21 protein-coding genes and 3 pseudogenes are annotated in these 18,492 nt (G+C 59.2%); 2 read left to right on the plus strand and 22 right to left on the minus strand.

The features are described from left to right. Positions 1 to 205 (minus strand): annotated as a pseudogene (locus VMV64_RS06985) (zinc metalloprotease HtpX); the annotation flags it as partial. A 47-nt stretch (positions 206 to 252) separates the two neighbouring features. After that, entirely contained in the window at positions 253 to 603 is a 351-nt protein-coding gene (locus VMV64_RS06990; protein ID WP_325329237.1) for an HPF/RaiA family ribosome-associated protein, read from the minus strand. A 209-nt stretch (positions 604 to 812) separates the two neighbouring features. On the opposite strand from VMV64_RS06990, the pseudogene VMV64_RS06995 reads away from it, so the two are divergent. Beyond that, positions 813 to 911: pseudogene (locus tag VMV64_RS06995) on the plus strand (LysR family transcriptional regulator); the annotation flags it as partial. Between the two features lie 78 nt (positions 912 to 989). Here the strand turns inward: VMV64_RS06995 and VMV64_RS07000 are convergent. Then, positions 990 to 1,511 (minus strand): TIGR00645 family protein, encoded by a 522-nt coding sequence (locus VMV64_RS07000; RefSeq protein WP_325329238.1) that lies wholly within the window; start codon positions 1,509 to 1,511, stop codon positions 990 to 992. Positions 1,512 to 1,661: 150 nt separating this feature from the next. On the opposite strand from VMV64_RS07000, the gene nhaR reads away from it, so the two are divergent. Further along, positions 1,662 to 2,591 (plus strand): transcriptional activator NhaR, encoded by a 930-nt coding sequence (nhaR, locus tag VMV64_RS07005; RefSeq protein ID WP_325329239.1) that lies wholly within the window; start codon positions 1,662 to 1,664, stop codon positions 2,589 to 2,591. Between the two features lie 29 nt (positions 2,592 to 2,620). Here nhaR and VMV64_RS07010 read toward each other — a convergent pair whose 3' ends face one another. The 19 genes and pseudogenes from VMV64_RS07010 to VMV64_RS07100 all read right to left on the minus strand — a co-directional run. Beyond that, entirely contained in the window at positions 2,621 to 3,529 is a 909-nt protein-coding gene (locus VMV64_RS07010) for a cation diffusion facilitator family transporter (RefSeq protein ID WP_325329240.1), read from the minus strand. Next, positions 3,526 to 4,785: a thioredoxin family protein gene (locus VMV64_RS07015; RefSeq protein WP_325329241.1), complete on the minus strand. Its 1,260-nt coding sequence runs from the start codon at positions 4,783 to 4,785 to the stop codon at positions 3,526 to 3,528. Before VMV64_RS07015 ends, VMV64_RS07010 begins: the two co-directional genes overlap by 4 nt. Positions 4,786 to 4,795: 10 nt before the next feature. Further along, positions 4,796 to 5,647 (minus strand): SAM-dependent methyltransferase, encoded by an 852-nt coding sequence (locus tag VMV64_RS07020; protein WP_325329242.1) that lies wholly within the window; start codon positions 5,645 to 5,647, stop codon positions 4,796 to 4,798. 199 nt (positions 5,648 to 5,846) lie between these two features. Next, a complete protein-coding gene (locus VMV64_RS07025) occupies positions 5,847 to 6,266 on the minus strand; it encodes an arsenate reductase ArsC (protein WP_325329243.1) in 420 nt (139 codons plus the stop codon). A gap of 4 nt (positions 6,267 to 6,270) precedes the next feature. After that, complete coding sequence (locus VMV64_RS07030; RefSeq protein ID WP_325329244.1) at positions 6,271 to 6,540, minus strand: thioredoxin family protein; 270 nt, start codon at positions 6,538 to 6,540, stop codon at positions 6,271 to 6,273. Positions 6,541 to 6,566: 26 nt separating this feature from the next. Beyond that, positions 6,567 to 7,361, minus strand: coding sequence for an arsenite methyltransferase (locus VMV64_RS07035; RefSeq protein WP_325329245.1), 795 nt, complete (start codon positions 7,359 to 7,361; stop codon positions 6,567 to 6,569). A gap of 12 nt (positions 7,362 to 7,373) precedes the next feature. After that, positions 7,374 to 7,676, minus strand: a complete 303-nt coding sequence (locus VMV64_RS07040; RefSeq protein WP_325329246.1) for a hypothetical protein — start codon at positions 7,674 to 7,676, stop codon at positions 7,374 to 7,376. Then, positions 7,673 to 8,632, minus strand: a complete 960-nt coding sequence (locus VMV64_RS07045) for a permease (RefSeq protein ID WP_325329247.1) — start codon at positions 8,630 to 8,632, stop codon at positions 7,673 to 7,675. The genes VMV64_RS07040 and VMV64_RS07045 overlap by 4 nt, the downstream gene beginning before the upstream one ends. Further along, the gene (locus VMV64_RS07050) at positions 8,625 to 8,852 is read right to left on the minus strand and encodes a GDCCVxC domain-containing (seleno)protein (RefSeq protein ID WP_325329248.1); all 228 of its coding nucleotides are present in this window, start codon (positions 8,850 to 8,852) and stop codon (positions 8,625 to 8,627) included. Before VMV64_RS07050 ends, VMV64_RS07045 begins: the two co-directional genes overlap by 8 nt. Next, on the minus strand, positions 8,849 to 9,919 hold the full coding sequence (gene arsB, locus VMV64_RS07055) for an ACR3 family arsenite efflux transporter (protein ID WP_325329249.1): 1,071 nt from the start codon (positions 9,917 to 9,919) through the stop codon (positions 8,849 to 8,851). The genes VMV64_RS07050 and arsB overlap by 4 nt, the downstream gene beginning before the upstream one ends. A 76-nt stretch (positions 9,920 to 9,995) precedes the next feature. Continuing rightward, entirely contained in the window at positions 9,996 to 10,343 is a 348-nt protein-coding gene (locus VMV64_RS07060; RefSeq protein WP_325329250.1) for a metalloregulator ArsR/SmtB family transcription factor, read from the minus strand. A 65-nt stretch (positions 10,344 to 10,408) separates the two neighbouring features. Then, entirely contained in the window at positions 10,409 to 11,392 is a 984-nt protein-coding gene (gene moaA, locus VMV64_RS07065) for a GTP 3',8-cyclase MoaA (RefSeq protein WP_325329251.1), read from the minus strand. A 76-nt stretch (positions 11,393 to 11,468) separates the two neighbouring features. Beyond that, on the minus strand, positions 11,469 to 13,067 hold the full coding sequence (locus VMV64_RS07070; RefSeq protein WP_325329257.1) for a 4Fe-4S binding protein: 1,599 nt from the start codon (positions 13,065 to 13,067) through the stop codon (positions 11,469 to 11,471). Between the two features lie 73 nt (positions 13,068 to 13,140). After that, the gene (locus VMV64_RS07075) at positions 13,141 to 13,824 is read right to left on the minus strand and encodes a molecular chaperone TorD family protein (RefSeq protein ID WP_325329252.1); all 684 of its coding nucleotides are present in this window, start codon (positions 13,822 to 13,824) and stop codon (positions 13,141 to 13,143) included. 8 nt (positions 13,825 to 13,832) lie between these two features. Then, positions 13,833 to 14,228 carry a hypothetical protein gene (locus tag VMV64_RS07080; RefSeq protein ID WP_325329253.1) on the minus strand — a complete coding sequence of 132 codons (396 nt, stop codon included), beginning with the start codon at positions 14,226 to 14,228 and terminating at the stop codon, positions 13,833 to 13,835. Continuing rightward, the gene (locus tag VMV64_RS07085; RefSeq protein ID WP_325329254.1) at positions 14,225 to 14,920 is read right to left on the minus strand and encodes a 4Fe-4S dicluster domain-containing protein; all 696 of its coding nucleotides are present in this window, start codon (positions 14,918 to 14,920) and stop codon (positions 14,225 to 14,227) included. The genes VMV64_RS07080 and VMV64_RS07085 overlap by 4 nt, the downstream gene beginning before the upstream one ends. 15 nt (positions 14,921 to 14,935) lie before the next feature. Continuing rightward, complete coding sequence (locus VMV64_RS07090) at positions 14,936 to 17,530, minus strand: molybdopterin-dependent oxidoreductase (protein WP_325329255.1); 2,595 nt, start codon at positions 17,528 to 17,530, stop codon at positions 14,936 to 14,938. Positions 17,531 to 17,608: 78 nt separating this feature from the next. After that, entirely contained in the window at positions 17,609 to 17,962 is a 354-nt protein-coding gene (locus tag VMV64_RS07095; RefSeq protein ID WP_325329256.1) for a c-type cytochrome, read from the minus strand. 94 nt (positions 17,963 to 18,056) lie between these two features. After that, positions 18,057 to 18,492 (minus strand): annotated as a pseudogene (locus VMV64_RS07100) (cytochrome C); the annotation flags it as partial.

Genomic DNA, 18,492 nt, shown 5'->3' on the forward strand with positions numbered 1-18,492 from the left:
CCGTCATGCGCTTGGCGCTCCACTTGGAGATGGCGAGCGAGATCAAGGAACCGCCCATGCCCATTACGGCGGCGAAAATCAGCAGGCTGCCGAGATTCAGCCCCGCTTCGGTAAGGTAAGGCTCTACTCCCAGCAGCCGCATGGTGATTGAGAGCACCAGAACGATGGCCAGGTTGGTGGCGAGAAAAAGAATAATGCGTTTCATGATTCAGTCTCCAGGGTGTTCATGTAGCCTATTGGAAAAGTGGCGGTTCAGTCCGCTTCCGGCGAGAATAAATATGGACGCTGGCCCGCCACATGCTCGCGCTTGCGATCGAGACAGCGCGCCACGGACCGACTGGCGCGGTCGGCGGCACGGTCGATGGCAACGTAGAGATCGCTCTCGACGTCTTCGATGACCACATCGGGAAGGCTTTCCAGCGCCACCACAATACTGCAGCGCTTGTCCGCCCCGCCGCGCGGGCCGTTGATGTCGGACAGACGCATTTCAACGCGCCGGATGTGGTCGCTGGCGTGGGTCAGGCCGAAGCGCAGCCGATACTCGGCGTGATCGCGCAAAGCATCAGTGAGAGTGAAGCCCTGTGACTGGATGTGAATCTGCATGGCGCTTTCCTTCTTCATTTGGAATACGGAAAAGTATATCGATCACTTGCAATTCCATAAAGTCGAATATAATTGACATATCATTCGAAAATTACGAACCTAACCGGGCATGACGCTCGCACCATGCCCGGCTTCCCTCACCCCTGCCCTCTCCCAAAAGGAGAGGGGGACGAGGTATGCGTCTGCGACGCATTTTTGAGGTAAAGCGCATGGGCACGCTGAATTACAAGCATCTTCACTATCTCTGGGCGGTGGCCAAGGCCGGCAGCGTGACCCGCGCCAGCGAGCGGCTGCACCTGACGCCGCAAACCATTAGCGGCCACCCCTATGTCTTGAGAGTGGCAGCGAGGCGTATTACGCAGGGGAAGACAGATGAGCGCCACGCTTTAGTGCGCCTTGGCCTCCATCAGCCGGTTGGTATAGGCCATGGCCATCGCCGACAGCACGAAGGTCATATGGATGATGACCTGCCACATCATGGTCTGCTGGCTCAAGTTGGGCGCCTCGATAAAGGTCTTCAGCAGGTGGATGGAGGAAATACCGATCAGCGCCATGGACAGCTTGACCTTCATGGTGCCGGCGTTGACGTGCTCCAGCCATTCCGGCTGATCGGGATTACCATCCAGATACAGGCGCGACACAAAGGTTTCGTAGCCGCCGACGATGACCATCAGCAACAGGTTGGCGATCATGACCACGTCGATCAGGCCCAGCACGACCAACATGATTTGGGTTTCCGTAACGGTCTTGGTGTGCTGGACCAGGTGCATCAGCTCGACGCCGAAATGGTAGACATACACCGCTTGCGCGATGATGAGCCCGAGATAGAGTGGTGCTTGCAGCCAGCGGCTGGAGAACACGACCCTTGCCATCAGTTTGAGGATGCTATTTTGATGCTTGATTTCCATAGATTTCCTTCGTTATTTCATACTTGTCACGGATTGCGCCAAATGGCGCCGCCATTCATCATTTTGAACATGGAGTATATTGATCATTTGCAGTTCCATAAAGTCGAATATAATTGATATCTACTTCGAATATTACGAACTGGATGGCGCATGGGCACGTTGAATTACAAGCATCTTCACTATTTCTGGGCTGTGGCCAAGGCCGGCAGCGTGACCCGCGCCAGCGAGCGGCTGCACCTGACGCCGCAGACCATCAGCGGCCAGCTGAGCCTGTTCGAGGAAGTCTTGGGCGAAGCGCTGTTCAATCGCAGCGGGCGGCAATTCGAGCTGACCGAGGCGGGCCGGATGGTGCTGAGTTATGCCGATGAAATCTTTTCGCTCGGCCAGGAATTGGAAGAGACATTGCATCACCGCCCCACCGATCGGCCCCTGCAATTCAGGGTGGGCGTCACCGACGCGGTGCCCAAGGCCGTTGCCTATCAGCTGCTGGAACCGGCGATGCAGGTTGAGCCACCGCCGCGCATCATTTGCCGGGAAGGGAAAGTCGCCGACCTGCTGGCGGAACTGGCGGTGCACCGGCTCGACATCGTGATCGCCGACAGCCCCATGCCGCGCACAGTTGACGTGCGGGGCTTCAGCCACCTGCTCGGGGAATGCGGCCTCACCTTCTTTGCCACAGCAGAGCTGGCGCAGCAGCACCCGGCGCCGTTCCCGCAATGTCTGGACGGGGCGCCCATGCTCCTGCCGGGCGAGGACGTCGCGGTGCGATCCAGGCTGACGCGCTGGTTCAGCGATAACCGGATTCGGCCGCGCATCACCGGCGAATTCGACGATGGCGCCTTGATGACCGCCTTCGGTCAGGCCGGGGTAGGCATGTTCGCCGCCCCTACTACCATTGCGGAACAGGTCATGCGGCAACACGAAGTCGTCAGCATCGGCGCCACCGAAGAAGTGATCGAGCAGTTCTACGCCATCTCGGTGGAGCGCAAGCTCACCCACCCGGCAGTGGTCGCCATCAGCCGTGCTGCGCGGCAGGAACTGTTCATCAAACGGCGGCCGGGGGAGCCCGCTTCAGGCTAGCAGCGTGTCGCTCACGGCCTCACGGGGAATCATTCCCGTTCCCTGGGTATCCAACTGATTATCTGCACCGCCGGATCTGGCTGCAGCGTGACGTGTTCGATGCCAAAACGCGCATGCAGCAGCTTGCGGCTCTCTGCCAGTATGCCCTCCCAGCGCGCCAGATCCGCGACGGTCAAATGAGCGGAAAGCATGATTTCTTCCGAAGCGACGCTCCACACATGCAGGTCATGCACCGAAATCACGCCGGGAATACAGGCCATCTCTTGTCCGATTTCTTCCAGCGACAAATGTAGCGGCACGCCTTCCATGATCCCGTGCAGCGCCTGGCGCAACAGGCGCAGGCTGGAAACCAGGATCAGCGCGCCGATGGCCAGCGACAGCAGCGGGTCGATGGGTGTCCAACCGGTAAAAACGATCACCACTCCGGCGATCAGCGCCGCCACCGAACCCAGCAGGTCGCCTACGACGTGCAGCAGCGCGGCGCGGGTGTTGAGGTTTTGCTCGCCCCGGAAGAGCATCCACGCCACCCCGATATTGATCAGCAACCCCAGCGCGGCGGTGAGCGACACCGCCTCGCCCTGCACCGCCTGGGGAGTTTGCCAGCGCTGCACGGCGGAAACGGAAATCCACGTCACCAGCACCAGCAAGCCGAGGCTGTTGACTAGGGCGGCGAGAAACTCCGCCCGCCCCAGGCCGTAACTGTGGAGCTGCGAAACAGGCCGCCGGCTGACCCAGCTGGCGGCGGCGGCAATCACCAGCGCCCCGGCATCGTTGACCATGTGCCCGGCATCGGCCACCAGCGCCAGCGAACCCGCCCACCAGCCGACGCCCGCCTCCACGGCGGCGTAAACCAGCGTCAGCGCCACGGCAAACCACATTAACCGGCCAGCGGTTTCGCCGTGATCGTGATGATGATCGTGATTGTGTACTGCACTCATGCGTTTTTTCCTCGGGTCATCCATGCGGCAATCCAGGTGATGGCCACGGCGATGCCCAGCAAACCGAACGCCACAGTCAGCTTATTCAGCCATTCCGGCGCGACCAGCAGTAGTGTGCCCAGTTCCAGCATCATGGAGCCGGAGAGCAGCTTGAGCAGCCTGCCCTCGCGTTCCGTCAGCTTGCGCGCGCCCATGCTGCGTACGAAGACCAGCACGATGAGACCCAGCGGCACCACGTAGATCAGGTTGTACAGAGCCAGATAGAGGTAGTACCCGGCGGGCGGCAACTCGCTCAGGGTGAGCAATCGGGTATAGACCATGGGAAAACCCGCGGTGCACAGCAGCTCGTAGAAATTGGCGGCAATCGCCAGGAACACCGTCGCCGCGACCATCGCCGGCAGATTGTCGACAGAAAGGATGGCGCGGGCACGGCGGTAAATATCCGGTTTGCGCGATTCCGGGATGGACAGGGTCAACCCCTGCTCGAAGGCGAAGAAATCCTTGACGTTGACGACGCCGACAAACACCGCCACCGCCCCCGCAGCCAAGGTCACCCAGGCGAGGTTGCCGAGCACCTGGAACAGGTTGAGCCAGGCCGCCATGAAGGCGAAATACATCAGTCCGGAGAACAGCACGAAAATGCCGCCGATGACGAGCATGCGCTCCCGGTTTTTCTGGTGCGCAAGCAGGGAAAGGAGGAACAGCAGTACGAAGAAGGCACAGGGGTTGAAGGCATCCAGACCGGCGATGGCGACAGTCAGCAAGGGCAGGGAGAAATGCTGCGGATCCACCTCGCCCAGGATGGGCACGCTGAGCTTGCCGGCCGAAAGACCGGCAACCACGCTACCCGCGAGGAGGCGGGCATGGCATTCATCCAGTCGCCACGCAATCTCCGCGCCCGTAGTTTCGGCCTTGTCCCAGCCCACATGCATTTCGCCGCAAAACAGCAGGGCCGGCACGGATACCGCCTCCTGCCCGAGTTGCGCCGCCATCGTTTGATACTGGCGGGCATGCTCGGGATGACCGTTCAGCTCCATGGAATGCAGCGCCACCCAGGGGCGCGTGGCGGGAATGGCCTCGACGAAGGGCCGTGCCTCCTGGCAATGAGAGCAGGTGGTGGTCCAGAAGTAATAGAGTTGCAGCTGGGGCTGGCCGTCCGGACCGGGTTTGACCCAGAGATCATCAGACTGAGCCGCGACCGGCATTATCCAGAGCAGAGTCAGGGCGAGCATCGCCAGTAGGCGCGACCAGGTCATGGCACGGCCATCAATAAGCAAAGCGGCTCCTCATTTCATCCAGGTTCAGCTCTTGCAGAATCTGCTCCAGCCGGTCCTGGGCATTCTTTCTCGGCGCGTCCTTGAAGCTGGCGACAATCAGCTCGTTTTTCATGGAATGCTCCCAGCCGACCAGCTCGGTCACCGTCACCTGGTAGCCGTGAGATTCAAGCAGCAGACAGCGCAGGACATTGGTGATGAGGCTACCGAATTCCCGGGTGTGGATGGGGTGGCGCCAGATCTCGGACAGGGGTGTTTTCGAGAACGAGTCATTTTTGTTCTTGCGCAGCACCCCAGCCAGCTCCGCCTGACAGCAGGGCACCAGCACGATGAATTTGGCCTTCTTCTGCAAGGCGAACCGGATCGCGTCATCCGTCGCCGTATCGCAGGCGTGCAGCGCCGTCACCACGTCGATGTTTTCCGGCAATTCAGCCGAGGTCGTCGAGGCTTCTACCGACAGGTTGAGGAAGGTCATGCGCCCGAAATCCAGCCGTTCGGCCAGCTCGCGGGATTTGATGACCAGCTCCTCACGGGTTTCGATGCCGTAGATGTGCCCGGCCGCCAGCTCCCTGAAGAACAGGTCGTAAAGGATGAAGCCCAGATAGGACTTACCCGCGCCATGGTCGGCCAGGGTCAGGTTTTCATTCCCGGCCAGCACTTCTTTCAGCAATGGCTCAATGAAGTTGAACAGGTGATAAACCTGTTTCAGTTTGCGCCGGCTGTCCTGATTGAGCTTTCCATCCCGCGTTAAAATATGCAGCTCTTTGAGAAGCTCGATGGATTGACCGGGCTTGATTTCGGGGATGAGATTCACGATGGCTTCCTGATGGGCGGATAGGGCCATTTTAACGTTTTCAGCGCCTTGCGTCCTGCTCATCGTCGTGCACTGCATTATCTCGCCACAAACAGCGCCCTCCCCTTCAAGGCTAAATGTATGCACACATCTCGCACGATCGCCATTCCGGCGAAAGCCGGAATCCAGGAACGTGCGCCAATACTGGATTCCGGCTTTCGCCGGAATGACGGCACTGATTTGGATGTTGTCACATATCTGTTTGAATATGAAAGCGTTGCCGCAATTCGGGCACCAGCTTCGCCCGAATCTCATCACGCACCTTGACGAAGCTTTCCATCGGTTCGCCGTGGGGGTCGTGGAAAGGCATGTGAATCGAGGGAATAGGCTTGGGGAAAACCGGGCAGGCTTCCCTGGCGTTGTCGCACACTGTCACCACCAGGTCGATGTCCTCGTTCATCACCGCATCCACGTCCTTGGGGTAAAGTCCTTCGGTGGCCATGCCGCCCAGATTCAGCGCCTCGATGGCGCCATCCGCCACCTTGGGCTGGGGCCTGGTGCCGGCGGACAGCGCACGCACGTCCGGGCCGAGGTCGTGATTGACCAGGACTTCGGCCATCTGGCTGCGGCAGGAGTTGCCGGTACACAGGATCAATACGGTTTTGGCCATGCGCTTACTCCTTGCCGCAGCAGCCGCAGCAGGATTCCTTTCCGCCCAGCCATTCCTCGATCTTGGCCTTGCTCGGCACACCGCCGGCATGCACCACCTTGCCGTCGATCACCACGCCAGGGGTGGACATGACGCCATAACCGAGAATGGCAGCCATATCCTCGACTTTCTCCAGTTTGACTTCGACTCCTTTGGCGAGCGCCGCTTCCTCGATCAGCTTGAGGGTGGTTTTACAGTTGGCACAGCCGGTGCCCAGTACCTTGATGTTCTTCATTTTCCAGCTCCTTGTTAAAAATTGTTTTAAGGCTTGACCGCCTCGATATGGGCGGAAACCACGAATTCCTCGATTTTCCTTCCCGGCGCCCAGTCGCGGATGAAAGCGCGGCTCTCGTCCTTCGGCGTGATGCGCACCTGATCGAACCCGACGCTCTTCATCATCTCCTCCAGTTCCTCGATCAGCGATGCCCCCGCCATGCAGCCGGTATACAGCGCCAAATCGCGCCTCGCCTCCTCAGGCAGCTCTGCCGTCGCAACGATGTCCGAAATGGCCAAGCGGCCGCCCGGTTTCAGGGCACGAAAAGCATCGCGGAACACTTGAGGCTTGTCCGGCGAGAGGTTTATCACACAGTTGGAAATGATCACGTCCACCGTGCCATCGGCCACTGGCAGATGCTCAATCTCGCCGAGGCGGAATTCGGTGTTGGCATAGCCGCCCTTGACCGCGTTGGCTCGCGCCTTGGACAGCATGTCCGGCGTCATGTCCACGCCGATGACCCGCCCGCTATCGCCCACCTGGCGTGCCGCGAGGAAGCAATCGAAGCCTGCCCCGCTGCCCAGATCCAGCACCGTCTCGCCGGGTTTCAGCGCGGCGATGGCCTGGGGATTGCCGCAGCCCAGCCCGAGGTTGGCGCCTTCCGGCACCGCGCTTACTTCGCTTTCGCTGTAGCCGATGCCACGCGACAGGATGTCCGCGGCCGGCAATTCGGTCGGGGTGCAGCAAGCTGGCCCACAACCGCAACCGGATTCGGCGCGAGCTACCGCGCCATAGTTTTCACGAACTGCCTGGCGTATTTCGTCATGCTTAACATCATTCATTTCATCCACCTCTCAACAACAGGATTGACCGGATTTCGTCGGCGAGCAGCAAGCGCCTTGTGCGATGCCGATAGCAGACAGACTGGCATTGGCATTCTCCTTGCGGCACGCTTCGTCGAAACTGGTGTCCAGCGACTGCGCCGCCTCATCGCGGATGTGGCGGGCGATTTCAACCACCGCCTCAATCTGCTCCTGCGCCACGCCGTACTGTTTCAGCTTGTCCACCTGGCACAGGCCCTGTTTGGGGTGGTTGGCGGCAATGTTGGCGGCCAGTGAAACTAGGGCCACGATGGAAGGATGCAAATCCGTGCTCATATAAAACCTCTCAATTGATTGAACAACATGCCGACGATGACGAAGGCAATAGTGAGATAGCCGGCGAACAGCGCCAGCAGCTGCACTTTCACCACTTTTTTCAGGATGATCATTTCCGGCAGCGACAGCGCGGTGACCGCCATCATGAAGGCCAGCACCGTGCCGATAGGTACACCCTTGCCGAGCAGCACTTCGGCAATGGGGATAATGCCGACCGCATCGGAATACAGCGGCACGCCGATCAGCACCGCACCGATGACCGACAACAGGCCGCCATCCCCCGCCACGCTGGCAACCATTTCGGCAGGCACGTAGCCGTGGATGAAGGAGCCCACCCCCACGCCGATGAACACAAATTTCCAGATGCGGCCGACGATTTCCCTGACCTGCCCTAGGGCGTATTCATGGCGGGCACGCAGGGACTTGTCCTCTTCGACCTGCGCCGCCTCCCCCATGTGGATTTTCCAGACATAGTCCTCGACCCAGCGTTCCGGCTTGAAGCGCTCCAGCACAAAGCCGCCGACGAGAGCAACGGTCAGCCCGGTGAGCACATACAGCACGGTGAATTTCCAGCCGATCACCGAAGCCAGCACCACCACCGCCACCTCGTTGATCATCGGGCTGGCGATCAGAAAAGAGAGCGTCACGCCGAGCGGAATGCCGGCCTCGACAAAGCCGATGAAGAGTGGAATGGATGAGCAGGAACAGAACGGCGTGACCGCGCCCAGCCCCACCGCCATGAAGCGGCTTTGCAGGTTGCCTCGGTTGCGGATGAACTCGCGCACTTTCTCGGGCTTGAGCAGCGCGCGCAGCAGACCCATCAGATAGATCACCAGGGTCAGCAGCACCAGGATCTTGGTCACGTCCATCACGAAGAAATGGGCTGCGTCTCCGAAAGGCGTGCCTTTCAGCCCGGCGAGGTCGTAGATCAGCCAGGTGGCGAGAGCGTCAAACATGCTTGCTTCCTCCACAACAGGCGCTACCCGCGCCCTCCTGCTGCACAGGCGGACAGGGCACGCTGCCATAGGAGCAAAACACGCAGCAGTCGCCGGCCTTGGGTTTCAACAGCGTCCCGCAGCCCTTGCATTCGTAGAACCACTGACAGGCATCCGTGGGCATGGTTTCCGTTTCCACATGGCCACAGAGGGGGCAGGTCAAAACCGACTGGGGGATCATATTTTCGCTCCTTTTTCGTACCAGGTTTTGGAACCGTTCACGATACGCACTACTGATAGCATCACCGGCACCTCGATCAGCACTCCCACCACCGTGGCCAGAGCCGCGCCAGACTCGAAACCGTAGAGCGAAATCGCCGCCGCCACTGCCAGCTCGAAGAAATTGCTGGCGCCGATCAGCGCCGAGGGGCCGGCCACGCTATGGGCCTCCCCAACAGCTCGGTTGAGCCAGTAGGCGAGCATGGAATTGAAATACACCTGGATCAGGATCGGCACCGCCAGCAACAGAATGATCAGAGGCTGATCGAGAATGGCCTTGCCCTGGAAGGCGAACAACAGCACCAGGGTGGCGAGCAGAGCAGAAATTCCGACCGGGTGCAGGCGGGCCATCACGGCATCCAGCACACCCTTGCTCAACAGCACCCGGCGCAAGGCTTGAGCAATGGCGAGCGGAATGACGATATACATCACCACCGACAGGAACAGGGTATCCCATGGCACGGTGATGGAAGCCACGCCCAGCAGCAGGCCGACAAGGGGCGCGAAAGCGAACACCATGATGGTGTCGTTAAGGGCCACCTGGGACAGGGTAAACAGTGGGTCGCCCTTGGTCAGGCTGCTCCACACGAACACCATGGCCGTGCAGGGCGCAGCTGCCAGCAGGATCAACCCGGCGATATAGCTGTCGATTTGTTCCGCAGGCAGATAGGGGGCAAACAGAATGCGGATAAAAATCCAGGCCAGCAGCGCCATGGAAAACGGCTTTACCCCCCAGTTGATGAACAGGGTGACGCCGATGCCGCGCCAGTGCTTCTTGACCTGATTCAGCGCCGAGAAATCGATCTTCATCAGCATCGGGATGATCATCAGCCAGATCAGCAGGCCCACCGGCAGATTGACCTGGGCCACTTCCAGCTTGCCCAGAATTTGAACTGGTGCGGGCGCAAGCTGCCCCAGCGCAATGCCCGCCACTATGGACAGAAACACCCACAGGGTCAGCCAGCGCTCGAAAAAACCCAGTTCCGCGCCAGCGGCGGTTTTAACGCTAATTGAACATTGCACGCTCATTAGCCACGACCCCTGGAACAAAAAACATATGCCAACTCATATATATATCAATACAGATGTATTGAAACCAAAAAAATCAGGCGCAGCAACGAACGGGGCGATTGGGCATCTCTTTCAGGCGCTTGCGGTCGGCCTGAAAAATTGCCAACGCACTACAACCCTGCCCCATCTGGTCGAGTATCCTGTAAGCCCACGCGGGCAGCAGGGAGTGGATGCGGTAATAGACCCACAGCCCTTCCCTGCGTACCGACAGCACCCCGCTCTCGCGCATCACCGCCAGATGTCGCGACACCTTGGGCTGGGGCATGTCGAGCGCATAACTCAACTCGCACACACACAGCTCGTCATCGCGCACCAGCAGCGCCAGCAGGCGGCGCCGGGTTTCGTCGGAAAGCGCGTCGAAAAAATCATTGCTGTTGATCATGTTGTAAATATATCCGTCATAACGAATATAGTCAATCGGATTTTAGTTTGCGGCGGGAGGCAATGCTAGCCTCCGGTAGACGACATGAAACGGACAACCTGGGTGGGATGCTCGCGGAATTCATGTTTGAGCGGTTTGCGTCCGATGCCGTCGAGTAGCGCCTGGTCCAACTGATCGTCGCTGCAACCGGTGCGCAACAGGGTCCGCAGGTCCACCTTGTCGTCCTGGCCCAGGCAAAGATAGAGCGTGCCGTCGACGCTCAGACGCACGCGATTGCAGGTGTCGCAGAAGTGTTGCGACATCGGGGTGATGAAGCCGATCTGGCAGCGTCCGTCGTGCGACACCAGGTATCTGGCCGGGCCGCCGCCGGGCACCATGCCGTCCACCAGGCCGAACCGTGCGCGCAGCCGTTCCCGAATCGGGCCGAGTTCCACGAAGGCGGTCTTACGGCCCGTTTCTCCCACCGGCATGGCTTCGATCAGCCGCAGCACGAAGCGGTGCTCGATGCAGTAGGCGGCCATGGCGTCGATCTCGTTGTCGGTCGTGCCGGCCATAGCGACCATGTTGATCTTGATCGGGCCGAATCCTTCTTCTTTGGCAACCATCAGTCCCTGTAGCACGGCATCCAGCGCATCCCGCCCTGTGATCGCGGCGAAGCGGGCCGGGTCCAGAGTATCCAGGCTGACGTTGAGCCGCGTGATGCCGGCGGCGCGCAAAGCCTGCGCGTGTTTTGCCAGTTGGGTGCCGTTACTTGAAAGGGACAGGTCGGCGATGCCGGGAAGTGAGGAGAGGCGACCGGCGAGCTCGGCCAGGTTTCGCCGCAGCAGCGGCTCGCCGCCGGTCAGCCGGATCTTGTGCACGCCGAGACGGGCGAAGGCCCCCGCCACCCGCTCTATTTCGTCGAACGTCAGCCAGTTGGCCGGCTCTTCGTAACCCTTGAAGCCTTCCGGCATGCAGTAGGTGCAGCGCAGGTCGCAGCGGTCGGTGACGGAGAGCCGCAGGTATTCGATGCGGCGTCCGTGGCTGTCATATAGCGTGGCATCTCCCACAGAGCACTCCTCCCACGTCTTATGCGGCTTAAATTAACGGAATCCAGGTGCGCAATGAATATCATCCGGCGCCTACTTATCCCATCATCGTTTCACGTTGCCGGCAACTTGGGCACATCCGCAGGCTATCGATGCCCCCCGGCATGTCTTTTGCATATTCCTGCATCAGCGCCAGACTCACCGCCAGCTTGCGGCGTCCGATGAAGAGGGTCCCGCAGCTGCTGCATGGAACGAGTTGATCGCTGGCGAGTTCGCGCAAGGCTTCACGTGCCGCAGCATCCGGCAGAAAGCGGGCCTGCAGCGTAATGGCCTTTTCCGGACAGCCGGCGCGGCACAAGTCGCATTGCATGCAGAGACTTTCCTTGAAGTAGAGGGCCGGCGCCGGGTCCACTTGTCCGCTCAGCGCCCCGCTGGGGCACAAATGGGTACAGGCAAGACAGATCGTGCATTTGTCAGGGTCAACCAGCACACTGCCAAATGCGGCGCCGGTCGCAAGCACACACGGCTCAGCCAAGGTTCCGCTCGACTGCCCGGTCGCATGCGCACTGCGGGCCAATGCATCGACTGCGGCGAGTAAGCTCGCCCGCTTCTCGTCTGACGAGTTGCCATTGACCGCTACGGCCAGCGCAGACGTCCGTGTACATCTCTTGAGATCATCGATGGCGATGCCGAGGTTCACGGGGGTCGCGATTTGGATCGCAGCCGAATCACCGCCAAGACTGGCTAAAATCGCACTCAGCTCGCTCACCTTCTGTTCAACCAGCTTGCGGCTCTGCGGCGGAATCTCCGGCGCCATTACCAGCACCACGCCGCTTACGCCGCCGACCAACGCAGTCAGCCACAGCAAGTCTGAAAATGCGGGCAGAGGATTGACCTCAAACAGAAGAACCTCAGGTGCCGCCATGGCAGGCAGGAGGTGACGGGTAGCGGCATCGTGCACTACCAGAAAATATGTCTCGGCATCCACACCGCGCTCTGCCAGCAGTTCATTCAGCATGCCTTTCAGGGCTTTCGGGGTCGGTTGCTGAAAACTGAGCGCGCCCGTCTGGCAGGCCAGGGTGCAGCTAGCGCAGCCATGGCAGAGATAAGGGTCTACCGCTATCTTTTCACCCGTCGAGCGTATGGCCGCAGTGGCGCAAACATCGAGGCAGCGCGTGCAGCCGGCAACCCCCATGGCCCCGTGGGCACAGAGTTGAGGACGATAGTCAAAATACTTGGGTTTGTGGAAGTCCCCGGTCAATTGCGACAGGCTATCCAAGGCTCTCACTAGAGCCTCGGCATCGTCGCCCGGCGCATAGTAGCCATAAGGAAGCACGCTCTCCCGCAACAGCGGCTCGCGGCACAGATCAAGCACCAGATCAAAGCGCTGGTCCGCGTTGGCACTGAATATTCCGACGTCCTCGGCCTTATCAGCTGCAACGCGCACCGAAGCCGAGAACTGGCCAAGATAACCTTGCAGAGAAACGATGCGACCGCTCACGGCGTTGATACTCGACGGCAGGTCACTACTCAGGTCGGAAACACCCGGCGCAAACAGGGCAATGCGCAGTGTTGGCACCCGCTTCAGCAGCTCACGCGCGGCTTCCACCGCCTGCAAGGAATCGCCGATCACCAGCGCCATCCCACGTGACCGATAGACCACACCATCGTGCGGGGGCGGCGTGCCCGGGGGCATGAACCTCAATCCGGACAGGCAGCCAGCCTGAACGGACGGGTTGAGATTCGAAGAAACCGCAGGGATAGTTGGCTCAAGCATGGGCGGCAAAGGCAGGTACGGATTCCAGAATGGTGTCGATATCCTCGCGATCCAGCAGACAAGCGCGAGGAGTCAGCACCAGCAAGGCACAATAAAACGCGGTTTCGGCCATGTTACCAGACTCTTCGCAATACGCTGGCACCCAGCGCAAAACGTGCTGATCGAGAAAATCACGCTCACGGCGCACCCAATCCATTGCGGCTTGGGTGTTGTCCGCCTGCCAGGCTTCCCCCTCGCGATGACAGGCAATGGCGAGAAAGCGCAATTCAGCCGCGAGATGATCGACCGGGCTTGCTTCAGGCAACGGGGGCACGATATCGGCATCCGCATAGGCTGCTGTCAGCGCCAGGACCGTATCGCCGCCCCAGCGCCCTTCACGCACGACCGACTCGAACGGGGGCATACCGCCATAGGATTCGGATATCCCCCCAAACAGGCGGGTAAACTCGATAGCCAGCACAACCGATTCATCATCCATGCGTAAGGCTGCCTGCACGGCATCGGCGAACGCGGCCGTTTCCTCGCCCAGCAGCTCCGCTGGATCCACCGGCCCCAGAGCCGCAAACAGCTCACCGAAAAGAGCGCGGCTCGGCGCCTCCGCAAAGCCACGGGCGAGCAGCCAATAAGTACGGCTGCGACGCCCGGCAATTTCCGCCAGGGTCGCGGTTGAAGTCATGCTCAAGCTCAGACTCCCCAGAACGAGTGCGGACCGTCCGGCTTGTAGCCAGGCTTATGGCAGGTCAGGCAGCCCTTGCGGTCGGCCTGGCCCTCGTCCGCCAGTTTTTGCGACATGCGATCATCCTTGCGCAGGTACAGAATATCTTCCTGCACCTTGTCGTGACAGTCGGCGCAATCGAGCTTTTCCTGTTTCTCATGCAGCTTGTGGAAGCGGCCATCGACGGCCATCGACGGTTTTCCAGTGAAGCTCATTTTTTTCTTGGGCGGAGCATCGGCACTGAAGGCCGGTGCCATTGCCAAGCTCAGTCCGAGCGCCATTGATACCATCAGTGTTTTACTGCGCTTAACGCCGATAAGGCCGGCATCAACCTGCACTGAAACTTCGCTATGCGTCGTTTTCATGACTTGGCCCCTTTATCCAATGTGTAATACACCTGCGGCCCATTGCCAAAATGTGTCTTTAGTTGAACGGCATTGGTCGCCTTGATGCGCATCGAAACTTCGGACTTCGGATCGTCGAGGTCGCCAAACCAGCGCGCCTGCGTCGGGCAGACCAGATCACAGGCCGGCGTGTAGTCCTGATCTTTGCCGATGCGGTCGGTCTTGCCATCCTTGATCGCCTTTTCCAGCTTGTGCCAGCAGAAGGTGCACTTCTCGGCAGTCTTCGCCTTCTTCTGGTGCGTTGGGTGCCGGTCGGCATAGGCGATATTCTCGGCGCCGTTCAGTCCTTTGCCCGGATAAAGCGGTTGAAGTTTATCGGCGTTCATCTGCGGCACGCCATACGGGCAGACAGATGCACAATAGCCGCAGCCGATGCACTTGTTGTAGTCGATCAGCACCACACCGAATTCATTCTTGGTGATCGCCTTGACGCCGATGTGGTCGCATATCGCTTTGCACGACGGGCGCTCGCAGTGCATGCAGTTCATCGTGTTGTAGATCTTGTGCACGGTGGGATAGGTACCCACTTCGTACTCGATCATCGCGTTCCACTGCGCATCGGGAGTGAAGTGGTTTTCCGCCGCGCATGCCGCCATGCAGGAGCGGCAGCCCATGCAGCGCTTGGTATCTATGAGTCGAACAAATTTTGCCATGATGGTTTACTCCCCTTATGCCTTGGTCAGCTTGCACTTGGTATCGTTGAAAGAGTTCATGCCCGACGGAATATCCGGATGCAACTCCAGCACCTGGTTGATCCAGGTTCCCTTGCTCGCGCCAGGAGACAGGCCAGGACTCCATTGCCCATAGTGGTATGACACCGCCAACGTATCGGGACGCACGCCCTCGGTCACCTTGGCCGTGCCCTTTACCTTGCCGACGCGAGTCTCGATCTGCACCTGGTCGCCGGTCTTGATGCCCATCTGCTTCGCCGTCACGGTATTGATGGCGACGTAGTTGGTGTCGAGATCTGTTCCCAGCGCCTGGTTGGTGATTGCATTGTTGATCGTGTTGCCGGACTGGTAGCGATGCATCAGCTTGTGCGTGATCAGGTAGAAGGGGTAATCCTTGGCCTCGCGGTGCGGGGTTGGAAAGCCGTGATCCTTGGTCGGCAACGGCGAGTAGGCAACCTTGTACTTCGGCAAATCGATCCGTGTCAGATTGTTGGCCTTGGTAATTTTCTCGACCTTTTCATACGTGCCGATGAAGTGATCCGCATAAAGCTTCATCTTCGGCTTGCCGGGGCCTTTGAACACCGGGTCGATGCCATGCAGATACTTGTCCTTGGCGCTCTTGTTCTTGGCGACAAAGCCATGTTCCATGGCATAGGAAAAATCCTTCTTGGCCTTGTCGGTCCAGATCACTTCCACCTGTTCCTTGGTCGTATAGTCGCGACCCGGCTTGAACTTGACTTCCTTTAGCCCCCACTTCTTGTTGAGGGCTTCGAGATACTGGTCGCGTACGCCGACGCGCTTGGCCAGTTCGAAAAAGATCGAGCTGGCGTTGTGCTCGAGGTTGTACGGGTTGGTCATCGGCTGGCGGATGGCGACGATCCCGCCCATTTCCGGGTTCGTCTTTGCTGGCGCGTTATGCCACGACTCGAGGTAAGTCTTGTCGGGCAGGATGATGTCGCCGTACCAAGCGGTTTCGGTCATCACGATGTCGATCACCACGTTGAAGGTTTTGGTCATCCCTTCGAACTGCTCCCAGGCATTGGATGTTGAAAATGCACGGTTGGTACCGTAGAAAAGCTGCATTTCCGGCACATAATTCAGCCCCCAGGACTTAGGGTCGAGCAGGGTGATATTGGTTTGCTGCCCGATGTTATGGTGCGAGTTCGGATGAAACACGGTTTCCTGCATATCCGTGCGGGTTGGCGGATACTCGCACTTGGCGGGTTCGAGGTATTCGGGATGGCCGTTCGGGTGGTTGAGCAGCAAGCCGCCCACCGCATCGAGACTACCGACCAGCATGTTGAGGATCAGCTTCGCACGGTTGTTCTGTACGCCGAATTCCTTGGCCGAGAGGCCTCGGAAAGTATAAGCGGCAACCGGGCGATAACGCAGTTTGACGCCGTCGATTTCCTTGAACTCGCCTATCCGCGCTTCCTTGCCAAAGGTCGCCGCAAGACGGGTGATGGTGGCGGCGGGAACTCCGGCAACTTCTTCGGCATATTGCGGTGTGATGTCGGCGAGGCTATCGGCAAACACCGTGAAGGCGGTACGCACCGGCTTGCCTTCGACGCTGTAACTGCCCTTCAACGCCGGCTTGACGTTCGCGGTGTAGGGCGAGGCGGCATTGGTGACGGTATCCCATACCAGCGGCGTCTTGCCGTCCTTGTCCATGACGATCTTGCCGTCTGCGCCCACCAGTTGCGGCGAATTCGTGAACGTGACGAGATATTCCTCGTCGATCGTGCCGGCATCGATCAGCAATTTGCACATGGCCAAAATCATGACCACGTCCTTGCCCGGACGCACCGGCACCCACTCGTCGGCCTTGGCGGCAACGCCCGAAAGACGCGGTTCGATGACCACGGCTTTCATGCCGCGTTCGCGCCCTTGTGCGCTCGCCCAATCGAGCCAGCGCGAGTCCTGTTCGCCTTCGTGATAGTTGGCGCCGAAATTGAGCAGGAGATTGGTGTACTTCAGATCGGGCATGTGGCCGTGGTAGCCCCAGGTCAGTTCATCGGCCACATGTCGCGCCGCTTCACAAAGCGTGGTGCGATGGGCGAAGTTCTTGGTGCCGAAGGCGTCGCACCATGCCTTCATGTTGTTGTCGCCGATGAGGTACTTGCCTTGACCCCACTGGAGTATGAGTTTGGACGGATTGTCGGCCTTGATTTTTGCCATACGCGCCGCAATTAGCGAGAAAGCTTCGTCCCAACTGATCTCGACCCAGCCCGGGTTTTCGTTGGGGCCTTTCTTCGGATTGGTGCGCTTGAGCGGTTTTTTCAGCCGGTACGGATCGTAGGTGTTGTACATCCCCGATGCGCCCTTGGGGCAGATGCCGTGATTGTAAACATCGGCGCGGGCCGCGTCGGGGTAGATGGTCCGGACGATGCCGTTCACCACATTGCCCTGGATGCCGCAAAAATTTGGGCAAATCGAACAGCCTGACTTGAATGTCTTGACTTCAAGTGCCTTGCCCACCGCCACTGGTTTGGCTTTCGCCGCTGCGGCCAAAGCGTCAAAACCGATACCGAAGGTCGCCGCCCCCCCCAAGGCGCCCATGCCCTTGATAAAACCTCTTCTGCTGAGTTCCATAATCATAGACTCCTAGATTTTGTTGCGATCACTTCGATTAAACGGTACACATTAATTATTTTCCTGAACTGCTTCTTCTTAAAGCGAAAGTATCCAGTCGGCCAGATTTTTCTGCTCGTTAATGTCCTTGGTATCGATGAGCTTGTGCTTTTCTTCCTTGCCGTCTGAAAGTTTGACCATCGGCTCCGTGGTGAAGTTGGTGATCAGCTTGCTCTGGCCATCAGCCTTGCCCTTGTATTTAGCCGCAACTTTCTTGTAGGAAGGGCCCTTTTTGGACTTGTCGATAGCATGGCACTTCATGCAGTCGTTCTTCTTTGCCAGCGCCCTTGCCGCGTCCTCATCGAAAGCTGATGCCTGGGACGGCATGAGCATGGCCGCAGAAAAGGTAAACAGCGTGGCGGCGATAATTCGTAGGTTGATTTTGTGTTTCATTTTTAGTCTCCTTATCTACTTTAATAATCTATTAAAAAATATTTTCCGGTTTCCTGTAGACAACGCTTTCGTGGGTTCAGCCGCATGACTGATTTTATTTAGCCGCACCACCCACGAACCCCACGATCACCAGCGTCAGCAGTACCAGGCCGATGACAATCAGCGTCAGGCCCAATATCTTGGAGCCCAGGGTCATGGGCCGTGACGGCGCATCCACCAGGTACTGGTCCAGTTCGCCCGCAGCCACCAGACGCTGATACTGGGCCGGGTGCTCGCGGCGGAACTCTTCCAGTGACTGCGTGCCGGTGAACATCACGATGTCCGGCGGCGGCAGCTTGTCCGGCCGGAAGTGGTTGTTGAAGAAGTGCACCGTGAAGAGGAACACGGCTGCCAGGAAGGCTTCCTCGCCATGCACGATGGTGGCGACGTTGAACACCCAACCCGGCAGGAAGGTCGCGGTCACATACGGGAAGGCCAGCAGCAGGCCGCTGCCGCCGATGATGGAGACACCCCAGAACACCGCCCAGTAG

This window comes from Sulfuricella sp. (assembly GCF_035531155.1).
Classification (GTDB): Bacteria; Pseudomonadota; Gammaproteobacteria; order Burkholderiales; family Sulfuricellaceae; genus Sulfuricella.

What these genes read in the sequence shown, in the direction of transcription:
- VMV64_RS06990 (WP_325329237.1), bottom strand. Translation starts at nt 603, where the DNA reads ATGCAGATTCACATCCAGTCACAGGGCTTCACTCTCACTGATGCTTTG.
- VMV64_RS07000 (WP_325329238.1), bottom strand. Translation starts at nt 1,511, where the DNA reads ATGGAAATCAAGCATCAAAATAGCATCCTCAAACTGATGGCAAGGGTC.
- nhaR (WP_325329239.1), top strand. Translation starts at nt 1,662, where the DNA reads ATGGGCACGTTGAATTACAAGCATCTTCACTATTTCTGGGCTGTGGCC.
- VMV64_RS07010 (WP_325329240.1), bottom strand. Translation starts at nt 3,529, where the DNA reads ATGAGTGCAGTACACAATCACGATCATCATCACGATCACGGCGAAACC.
- VMV64_RS07015 (WP_325329241.1), bottom strand. Translation starts at nt 4,785, where the DNA reads ATGACCTGGTCGCGCCTACTGGCGATGCTCGCCCTGACTCTGCTCTGG.
- VMV64_RS07020 (WP_325329242.1), bottom strand. Translation starts at nt 5,647, where the DNA reads ATGGCCCTATCCGCCCATCAGGAAGCCATCGTGAATCTCATCCCCGAA.
- VMV64_RS07025 (WP_325329243.1), bottom strand. Translation starts at nt 6,266, where the DNA reads ATGGCCAAAACCGTATTGATCCTGTGTACCGGCAACTCCTGCCGCAGC.
- VMV64_RS07030 (WP_325329244.1), bottom strand. Translation starts at nt 6,540, where the DNA reads ATGAAGAACATCAAGGTACTGGGCACCGGCTGTGCCAACTGTAAAACC.
- VMV64_RS07035 (WP_325329245.1), bottom strand. Translation starts at nt 7,361, where the DNA reads ATGAATGATGTTAAGCATGACGAAATACGCCAGGCAGTTCGTGAAAAC.
- VMV64_RS07040 (WP_325329246.1), bottom strand. Translation starts at nt 7,676, where the DNA reads ATGAGCACGGATTTGCATCCTTCCATCGTGGCCCTAGTTTCACTGGCC.
- VMV64_RS07045 (WP_325329247.1), bottom strand. Translation starts at nt 8,632, where the DNA reads ATGTTTGACGCTCTCGCCACCTGGCTGATCTACGACCTCGCCGGGCTG.
- VMV64_RS07050 (WP_325329248.1), bottom strand. Translation starts at nt 8,852, where the DNA reads ATGATCCCCCAGTCGGTTTTGACCTGCCCCCTCTGTGGCCATGTGGAA.
- arsB (WP_325329249.1), bottom strand. Translation starts at nt 9,919, where the DNA reads ATGAGCGTGCAATGTTCAATTAGCGTTAAAACCGCCGCTGGCGCGGAA.
- VMV64_RS07060 (WP_325329250.1), bottom strand. Translation starts at nt 10,343, where the DNA reads ATGATCAACAGCAATGATTTTTTCGACGCGCTTTCCGACGAAACCCGG.
- VMV64_RS07070 (WP_325329257.1), bottom strand. Translation starts at nt 13,067, where the DNA reads ATGCCCCCGGGCACGCCGCCCCCGCACGATGGTGTGGTCTATCGGTCA.
- VMV64_RS07075 (WP_325329252.1), bottom strand. Translation starts at nt 13,824, where the DNA reads ATGACTTCAACCGCGACCCTGGCGGAAATTGCCGGGCGTCGCAGCCGT.
- VMV64_RS07080 (WP_325329253.1), bottom strand. Translation starts at nt 14,228, where the DNA reads ATGAAAACGACGCATAGCGAAGTTTCAGTGCAGGTTGATGCCGGCCTT.
- VMV64_RS07085 (WP_325329254.1), bottom strand. Translation starts at nt 14,920, where the DNA reads ATGGCAAAATTTGTTCGACTCATAGATACCAAGCGCTGCATGGGCTGC.
- VMV64_RS07090 (WP_325329255.1), bottom strand. Translation starts at nt 17,530, where the DNA reads ATGGAACTCAGCAGAAGAGGTTTTATCAAGGGCATGGGCGCCTTGGGG.
- VMV64_RS07095 (WP_325329256.1), bottom strand. Translation starts at nt 17,962, where the DNA reads ATGAAACACAAAATCAACCTACGAATTATCGCCGCCACGCTGTTTACC.